This window comes from Neoluteolibacter marinus (assembly GCF_014904755.1).
GTDB classification, from domain to species: Bacteria; Verrucomicrobiota; Verrucomicrobiia; order Verrucomicrobiales; family Akkermansiaceae; genus Haloferula; species Haloferula marina.
On the sequence record NZ_JACZFQ010000095.1, the window covers coordinates 229,938 to 237,644 of the forward strand.

6 protein-coding genes are annotated in these 7,707 nt (G+C 64.9%); 1 reads left to right on the forward strand and 5 read right to left on the reverse strand.

Features of this window, described 5'->3' with window-relative positions; translation table 11 throughout:
• Window position 1: 1 nt before the first annotated feature.
• Window positions 2-2,881 (reverse strand): PVC-type heme-binding CxxCH protein, encoded by a 2,880-nt coding sequence (locus tag IG178_RS18585; RefSeq protein WP_193214075.1) that lies wholly within the window; start codon window positions 2,879-2,881, stop codon window positions 2-4.
• A gap of 276 nt (window positions 2,882-3,157) precedes the next feature.
• Here IG178_RS18585 and IG178_RS18590 point away from each other — a divergent pair, with 276 nt between their 5' ends.
• Window positions 3,158-3,601 carry a GNAT family N-acetyltransferase gene (locus tag IG178_RS18590; protein WP_193214076.1) on the forward strand — a complete coding sequence of 148 codons (444 nt, stop codon included), beginning with the start codon at window positions 3,158-3,160 and terminating at the stop codon, window positions 3,599-3,601.
• 3 nt (window positions 3,602-3,604) lie between these two features.
• Here IG178_RS18590 and IG178_RS18595 read toward each other — a convergent pair whose 3' ends face one another.
• The 4 genes from IG178_RS18595 to IG178_RS18610 all read right to left on the reverse strand — a co-directional run bounded on the left by IG178_RS18595 (window position 3,605) and on the right by IG178_RS18610 (window position 7,521).
• Complete coding sequence (locus IG178_RS18595) at window positions 3,605-5,185, reverse strand: glycoside hydrolase (RefSeq protein WP_193214077.1); 1,581 nt, start codon at window positions 5,183-5,185, stop codon at window positions 3,605-3,607.
• A gap of 96 nt (window positions 5,186-5,281) precedes the next feature.
• Window positions 5,282-5,809 (reverse strand): hypothetical protein, encoded by a 528-nt coding sequence (locus tag IG178_RS18600; RefSeq protein ID WP_193214078.1) that lies wholly within the window; start codon window positions 5,807-5,809, stop codon window positions 5,282-5,284.
• Window positions 5,810-5,931: 122 nt separating this feature from the next.
• Window positions 5,932-6,363, reverse strand: a complete 432-nt coding sequence (locus IG178_RS18605; RefSeq protein WP_193214079.1) for a hypothetical protein — start codon at window positions 6,361-6,363, stop codon at window positions 5,932-5,934.
• 561 nt (window positions 6,364-6,924) lie between these two features.
• Window positions 6,925-7,521 (reverse strand): hypothetical protein, encoded by a 597-nt coding sequence (locus IG178_RS18610; protein ID WP_193214080.1) that lies wholly within the window; start codon window positions 7,519-7,521, stop codon window positions 6,925-6,927.
• Window positions 7,522-7,707: the final 186 nt, after the last annotated feature.

Here is a 7,707-nt window from a genome sequence, read left to right on the forward strand (position 1 = left end):
GTCACTTGCCCGGCCCCATCAGGTAGCCGATCAAATCCCGCACTTCGTCGTCCGACAGCCCGTTGATCATGCCTTCCGGCATCATCGATTTCCCGAGCGCCTTGTTCTCCTTCACCTCCCTCTTGGGCACCTTCGTCTCGACCCCGACCATGCGCAGGATCAGCTCCTCGTCGTTTTCCGCGGCCAGCATGCCGATGACGGTGCTGCCGTCCTTCTTCTCGATCTGGTGGAGTTCGTAGCCGACCCCGACCAGCGCGTTCGGATCGATGATGTTGTCGAGCCAGTGGTCGAGGCTGCCGCGCTCACCTCCGGTCAACTCGGGCCCGATCTCGCCGCCCTCGCCGAAGAGCTTGTGGCAGGCCGCGCAGGTCCGGCCGAAGATGAGCTTGCCGTTCGCGGTGTCCGCCTTGGCGAGCACCTCCGGCGTCAGCTTCGCCTTCCACCCGGCGATCAATGCCCGGCGTCCGGCCTGATCCGCCGAAAGCTCGCCCCAGCGGGCGACGATCTCCTTATGCAACGACGGATCTCGTACTTCCCTCAGGCTCGCCACGGCGTCCGGCGGGACATCCCGGTCGAGCAGTTTCTTCGCACCCAGCCATTCCAGCAGCAGGGCCACCTTCCCTTCCCGCGCCGCCAAGCGGCTGACTTCGGTCTTTTCTTCCGGGGTGAATCCCGCCACCCGGTCCTTGGTCGCCCCCTCGTCGAGCAAGCGCGGCCAGACCAGGAGCACGGGCAGGCGCAGGGCAGGATCGTCCATCAGCCGAGCCAGGCGCCCTTGGTCGGAGTCCTTCAGGTGCGGGGCCAGCAGCTTCAGCGCCTTCTTGCGCCGCGGCGCTGCGACCCCGCGATCCTCCAGGGTCGCCCACAGCTTCCCGGTCGCCTCGCGATCACCGTTGCGGGTCAGCAGGTCGTCCACCTTCGCCGCGATCGCCGGGTCCGCGCCGTCCTTGAACGACGACACCATGCTGATCCCACGTTCGTCGAGCCGCTCGTCCGGGCGGATCTCCATGCGCACCCGCAGCGCCTCGAGCAACGACGCCCGGGTCAGGTCGCCGTTCGTGTAGCCGGTCAACAGCGCATCCGCCGAGCCCAGCCGGCGGGCCGTCCAGTTCAACAGGCGCCCGTCCGGGCTGGTATGCGCAATCTTCACCGCCCGCTCCTCGTTCCCGGGCACCAGCCGCTCAAAGCCGAACCAGAACAACTTCGTGAGGTTCGCATCGTCGGCGACCATTTTCGGTGCAATGGCATCCGCCACCTGCCAAGCGGCATCGTCGGGCAACTTCTGCAGGGCCGAGCACAGCGACAACAGGACCACCGGCGACTCCTCCTTGGCGGCGAGCGCGACCGCGCCCGCGGGATCCAGCCGCACCGACCAGGCGCGGAGCCACTCGCTCGGGTCATCGAAGAGCCCGCCCTTGAGTTCCCCGCAAACCGCCAGGCACCACATCGCCCGCAGCCGCCGGGTCTCGTCGGGGTGATTCCGCATCGTGTGCCCCAGGAAAGCGATCGCCGCCGGGTCGAGCTTGGCACCACTGGCAACGCGCTCTTGCAGAAGCCTCCGCGCGGTCCGCAGCTGCCACTCGTCGCGGCCGGCCTGCAGCTTCGCCAGGTCCAGGTCGCCGGCCTTGGTCAAGTCACCCGCCCACGGCTTGAGGTCGCCGTGCCGCAGGCGGAACAGCCGGCCGTTGCTGCGATCCCAACGCTGCGGGTCGGGACGGTGACAGCTGGTGTCATCGTGCCAGTCGGTGAAATACAGCGCCCCATCCGGGCCCGGCTCGATCGCCACGCCGAGGAACCACTGGTCCATCGACAGCATCACGTCCGGGGCATGCTTGCCGGTCCAGCCGGAGCCTTTCCGCTCCACGAGGTCGCGGTTCAGGCGATGGCCGTGGATATTGAAGAACAGCGCGCTGTCCCGGAAATCCGCCGGGAAGGAGTCGCTCAGGCACATCGCGAAGCCGCAGTGGGCGTGGCCGCCCCCGGCATCCGACACGCCCTTCGAGATCGCGTTCTCATGCCCCCAGTGCGCGTGGTCGCCGATATTGCCGACCCAGTGCCGGTGATCCGCGATGGTCTCCAGCGGCTCGTAGATGTGGGGATTGAAATGCGAGCCCGCCTGACGCTGGTAGTAGCCGCCGGGAATGATGTGCCACAGGTGCGGGATCACGCAGGCCTCGCAGAAGGCCTCGCCGCGATCGTTGAAGTCGAGCCCCCAGGGATTCGACGTGCCCCAGGCGAAGACCTCGAACTGGCGCGTCACCGGGTGAAAACGCCAGATCCCGGCATTGATCGGCACCCGCTGCTCGTCCGGAGTCCCCGGCTTGCCGACCCGGGAGTGGGTGAAGACCCCGTGGCAGCCGTAGAGCCAACCGTCCGGACCCCAGATGAAGGAATTCAGCGTCTCGTGGGTATCGTGATAGCCCCAGCCGTCGAGCAGGATTTCCGGTGCTCCGTCGGCCTTGTCATCGCCGTCCTTGTCGGCCAGGAACATGAAATAGGGGGCCGCGCCCACGTAGACGCCGCCGAAGCCCGTCTCGATCCCGCTCACCAGGTTCAACCCCTCGGCGAAGACCTTGCGAGTCTCGAAGCTGCCGTCGCCGTCCGCGTCCTCCAGGATCAGGATGCGGTCCTTGCCCTCGCCCTCCGGCGCCCGCGTCGGGTAGGTCATCCCTTCCGCCAGCCAGATCCGCCCGCGGGCGTCGAAACACATCGCGATCGGCTGCACGATCTCCGGCTCGCTGGCCACCAGGTCCACCGCGAAGCCCGCCGGCACCTTCATGTGCCCCGCCGCCTCCGCCGCCGGCATGCCGTGCGCCATCTCATCCTGGGCCAAGGCACTGCCAGCCATCAGCAGCCAGCCCAAACGGGTTTTCCAATCCATCCGCTGCATACCGCCTCATTTTCCAGCGGCTTTCAAGCGATGACAGGACCGGGGATCCTTTGAATCCGGACCAGGATGGATGGGATCGGAAGCTTGTTCTAGGAAAGGCCCCTCCGGTTGCCATCCATCTCCGTTCATCCCGTGCATCTGTGGTTTTTCACCAAGCACAGCCATCCTATCCATCCCATCCATCCTGGTCCCCATTCTCCGTCCGGAGGGAAAGGGTGACGAAAACTGTCGATGACCGCGGCGATTTCCCGCCGTAAGGAGAATCCCATGGCCACCCTCACCTTCCTCCCCATCACCCCCGAGCTCGAGTTCGACTGCACCAACTACGAGGCCGTTGCCGAGGTCATGATGGACGCCCTGCGAGCCACCCTCGCCTACGACAATCCCCCGCCTTGGACCGGCTATCTCGCCTTCACCGCCGACAAGCAGGCCGTGGGCATCGGCGCCTTCAAGTCCCCGCCCGACGAGCAGGGCGAGGTCGAACTCGCCTGGTTCACCTTCCCGCCCTACGAGCACCAGGGCCATGGCACCCGCATCGCCCGCCACCTCGTCGAGCTCGCCACCGCCCAGGAGCCCGCACCGGTCCTCATCGCCCACACCGAACCGGCCGAGGGCCCGTCGGCGAAGATCTGCACCCGCCTCGGCTTCACCTGCGAGGGCCAGCTCGAGCTCCCCGACGACGGCCCGGTCTGGCGCTGGCGCCGGGGATGAGAGTTACTCCAGGCACACCGTCACCACCGCCCGCGCCGGCAGTGGCACCGCCGCCACGGCGGCCTTGCCCGCCTTCAAGTTGGCATCCGCGGAAGTGGTGTAGGTCCGGGCCTCGCCGTCGCCCCCCAGATCGCAGCGCTGCTCCTCCCTGGAAAGGTTCACCAGCACCACCACCCGGCCGCCGTCGGCTGCCCGATAGGCGGTGGCGAGCACGCCGTCCACCGGCGACTGGCCGGGCTCGATCTCGCACTTCACCCGCACCATCCCGGGCCGGACGAAGCGCGAGTAATTGCCCAGCGTCCACAGCAGCTTGCTTTCCCTCACCGCGCCGTCCCGCTGCAGGCTCTCCACCTGCGGCCCCATGCGGCCGGTCGTGCCGTCGGAACCGTCGTCCAGATAGATCAGCCCGTCCTTGTAGTCGACCTGGCTCAGCGCCGTCCACCACTGCCACGACCGCGCCCGGGTGATTGCCAGGTCGTGATGGATGATCCGCGCCACGTAGAGCGCCGTGTCCATCCCCAGGTCGCGGCGGCCTCCCCCGCCGATCTCCCCGTTCTCCTGCAGGATGCAATACTCGCTCATCCAGTAGCCCAGCGCCGGGTCCACCGCCGCCATCGCGTCCGCCACCCTCCGCCGGTTCCCGACCTGCTGGTCCACCGGCCACACCGAATGATAACTGTGCGCCGACAGGATCGGTTCGACCCGCGGCAGCTTCCCCAGGTAAAGCGGCGAGTCCCGGCTGAAAAAGGCCCGCGCCAGGTCGTCGCGGCCGTCGCTCGGTTGGCCCAGTTCGGCCATCCGCAGCGCCGCGTGACCGATCGTCCCCGCCTCCCCCACCACGATCCCCGTCTTCAGCCCGCGCCGCTCGATCGCCGCCGACAGCGCCTTCACCAGCTCCGCGATCTCCGCGTTGAATGCCGGCGTGCCTTCCTGGTCGCCCTCGTCCCAATTCCACTGCGGCTCGTTCACCGGGCTGACATCGTCGAAGGGCATCCCCTCCTTCTCGAAATGCTCCAGCACCTCCGCCAGGTAGTCCGCGTAGGCGTTCATCGCCCCCGGCTTGAGGTTGAGATGAAGGTCCCCCTTCGTCGCGAAGGCCTTGCCGTTCTTGCTCAGGCTCACCGGCGGCGCATTCGGAAAGACCAGGAAGCGCTCGACCCCGTGCTTCCGCGCCTGGCGCAGGAACCACTGCTGGCCCTCCAGCTTGCTCCAGTCATAGCGGCCGTCGCCGTCCAGGAAGCACTCCCCCCGCCGCCACACATTGCGGATGCCCGAGTCCCGCCCCTGCTCCGCGCTCCCGGCGCTCAGGTAAAACCGCCAGATCGACAGCCCGATCCCCTGCGGGTTCCCGTCCCCGTCGACTTCCTTGCTGAAAAGCAGCCGCGCGATCCGCTCCCGCTTCTCCAGCGGCCAGTTCTTGCCGACGAACTGGCAGCGCCACGCGTCCGACGCGCCGAAGCCATCCATCGTCTGGTAGCGCGTCTCCGGATCCAGCGTCACCTTCAGCGGATCCCCGGCGTGCAGCTCCCCGCCTGGCGTTGCAAGTGCCAGCAAAACCCCCGCCATCCATCGCCCTGCCGTCATTCCGTTCTTCATCCGTCCCGCCGCACCCTGCCCCCGCCCCGCCCGCTCGACAATCCCATCTTCCAAGGAACGGCAGCGACCGCGAAAGGGAGCCTCCTACTGCACCGGCACCGTGATCAAACGCTGCCTTCGCTGCCTCTCGAAATCCACGCGGAACCGCTCCGGCGAGCTTTCATGGGCGGGTAGTTCCACGCTGAAGCGCTCCACGTCCTGCAGCGACGCCGGCAAATACAAGTCGGCATAGGAGAATTGGTCGACCGGCGCGGTGTACGGCCGCGGGATCCGCGTGTTGTTCCAGGCCAAGCGCACCTCCTGCCGGAATTTCCCGCTGCGGATCACCGCGAGGTCGTCGCGGAACGCAGTCGACTTGCCCTTCTCCGGCAGGGCGAAAACCCGCACCAGCACCCTGCCGTCCTCTTCCACGAACCCCTTCACCGAGAAATCCTTCAGCCCGGGCAGTTTCTTCACCGCCGTGTCGGCCTTCGACGGCGGGATGCCGCCATCGTAGTTCTCCACCTTGTCCAGCCCGGTCGGCGCATAATACACCTCATCCTCATAGACCACACAACCCGCCGCCCCGAGGACCAGCCCCAGCAAGACGCCTCGCCGCAACCATGATATCATGTCCACCATCGGCGTAGCCGATCCGTTGCGGCGGGATCCGTCAATCCTCGAGCGTCAGCCTCCACGCCCTCCCGTGCCCGGGGATCAGGGTCCCACCGTGGCCCGATCCCGTGCCCGGGGATTCAGGACGTCCCATCCAGGACGGGTCGATGGGCCTCGAAGACTTTCTTGCCCACCGTCAGCGTCGCAAGCGAGGGCTCGCCCACCTCGAACTGCACCATCCGGGTCCACAGGATCTTTCGAATCTTCGCCCGCTTGATCACGGCGGCCGGCAGGAAGATCGGCCGGTGCCCCGGCCGGAATGGAACCAGCACCTCCAGATGCAGACCGGCGGGTGAAGCCGTGATCGTCAGACAGCTGCTGTAGTTCGCCCCCCCGAAGCTCGCGGACTGCATCCGGAACGTCTCACCTGCGGGCACCGCATCTGCAGGATATCGGGCCGCAACCGTCGACCACCCGCCGATCCGGGAGATCAGCAGGCAGACCCCGACCCACATCCCGACGAAAACGAGCATGAACCCGATCAATGCGGCAACCCCCAACAGCTCTTTCATCACCCAGCCTTAGACAAAATCCCGGCGGAGATTGAGTGGGAATTCCCGCGACGATTGGAAAACCCCGGCGGTTCGCCAAGGACAGCCTCACCTCGCAGCGCCACGACGATCATCGGCCCGGTGGCTCAAGGGGTAAACACGATTACCCTCATATGGCGGGCTCCAATGCCAAACGATCTTCGCCTCTTGGAAACGTCTTCTAAACAGCCAAATCCGCAATCTGACAACCTCTGTGCAATCGATCGCCCAAGAGTCTTCCCCTTGTTCCATTCCACTGGTTTGGCTGATCAGATTCAGTATTCGAGGATCCGCCATCAATCTCTCACGTCCGTTCGCTCTGGCTTCCTCCCGGGACTCCCCAACTTCGTCGAGTATGGCTTCGAAGCCATCGATAATCTGACGCCCAGTAGAATCTGCCGCATCAACGAATCCACGACCTTTGAATATGAGCCGGAACCTCGGCATTTCAGCAGAACGTTATTGAGCACCGGACCGGCGGGCAGGAAGCTCGAATTCAAAGAAGGACGTTGTCGCCGGTTCGGTGCCTCGGCTTGTTCTGCCCTATTTTTTGAAGATGTCTGGATTGGACCGCTTGGAGATCTTGAGGCCCCTTACATCGAGAAGATAGTCATCCAAATCGGCATTCTTCCCGGAAGGCGGGACCGGCTTCGAAAGCCATACTCCCTTCTGATCCGACATCCAGCCTGCATCTCCACGCCAAAACACCGAGGTAGTAGTCTCGGTCAGATCTTTGATCTTCTTCTTGTCGTAAAAATCCTTCAATGCCCACTTCTTTAGCTCATTTCCCTTGCCGTCGTATACCACGACGACTCTGGGGCCTTGCCCGATACCGAATTGCTGATCCAACGTCACGATCCGATCCCCACGATCATTTATCAGAAACCTAATAGGACTTCCCTCGACTTCGAAGCGCCTCATCTCCCGATAGCCTTGGGACCCTTGATCCAGCTGATACACAATGAAGAGCATGTTGCTCCATTTCTCGCCTTGGTCGTCCAACCGCTTGGGTGGAATTGCCCGGAGTAGGAATTCGCCTTGAGGCGATGCTACTGTCTGCGGGGTTTGAGGCACCCACGAATCAGCAAAAGTGAATTGGGAGAAAGCCAGCAATAGGGCGATGGCTAGAACGCTCTTCATTTCTTGCAGAGCGTCAAAAGACACCGGCCCCCTGACCGGGGCCGAGGCTTCGACTGTTGGTTGAGAGTTGAATAATCATGACGGCTAGAACTCGCGGCGGGTAGCGGGTTGCCCAGTGCCGGCTTGTGTATGCCCATCATGGGCGGGAACCAAAGGGGGTTCAAGTCCCCCGTGTGATGAAACGAT

Excerpts from the sequence above, each read along its gene's own strand:
- IG178_RS18585 (WP_193214075.1), bottom strand. The coding sequence starts at position 2,881 with ATGGATTGGAAAACCCGTTTGGGCTGGCTGCTGATGGCTGGCAGTGCC.
- IG178_RS18590 (WP_193214076.1), top strand. The coding sequence starts at position 3,158 with ATGGCCACCCTCACCTTCCTCCCCATCACCCCCGAGCTCGAGTTCGAC.
- IG178_RS18595 (WP_193214077.1), bottom strand. The coding sequence starts at position 5,185 with ATGACGGCAGGGCGATGGATGGCGGGGGTTTTGCTGGCACTTGCAACG.
- IG178_RS18600 (WP_193214078.1), bottom strand. The coding sequence starts at position 5,809 with ATGATATCATGGTTGCGGCGAGGCGTCTTGCTGGGGCTGGTCCTCGGG.
- IG178_RS18605 (WP_193214079.1), bottom strand. The coding sequence starts at position 6,363 with ATGAAAGAGCTGTTGGGGGTTGCCGCATTGATCGGGTTCATGCTCGTT.
- IG178_RS18610 (WP_193214080.1), bottom strand. The coding sequence starts at position 7,521 with ATGAAGAGCGTTCTAGCCATCGCCCTATTGCTGGCTTTCTCCCAATTC.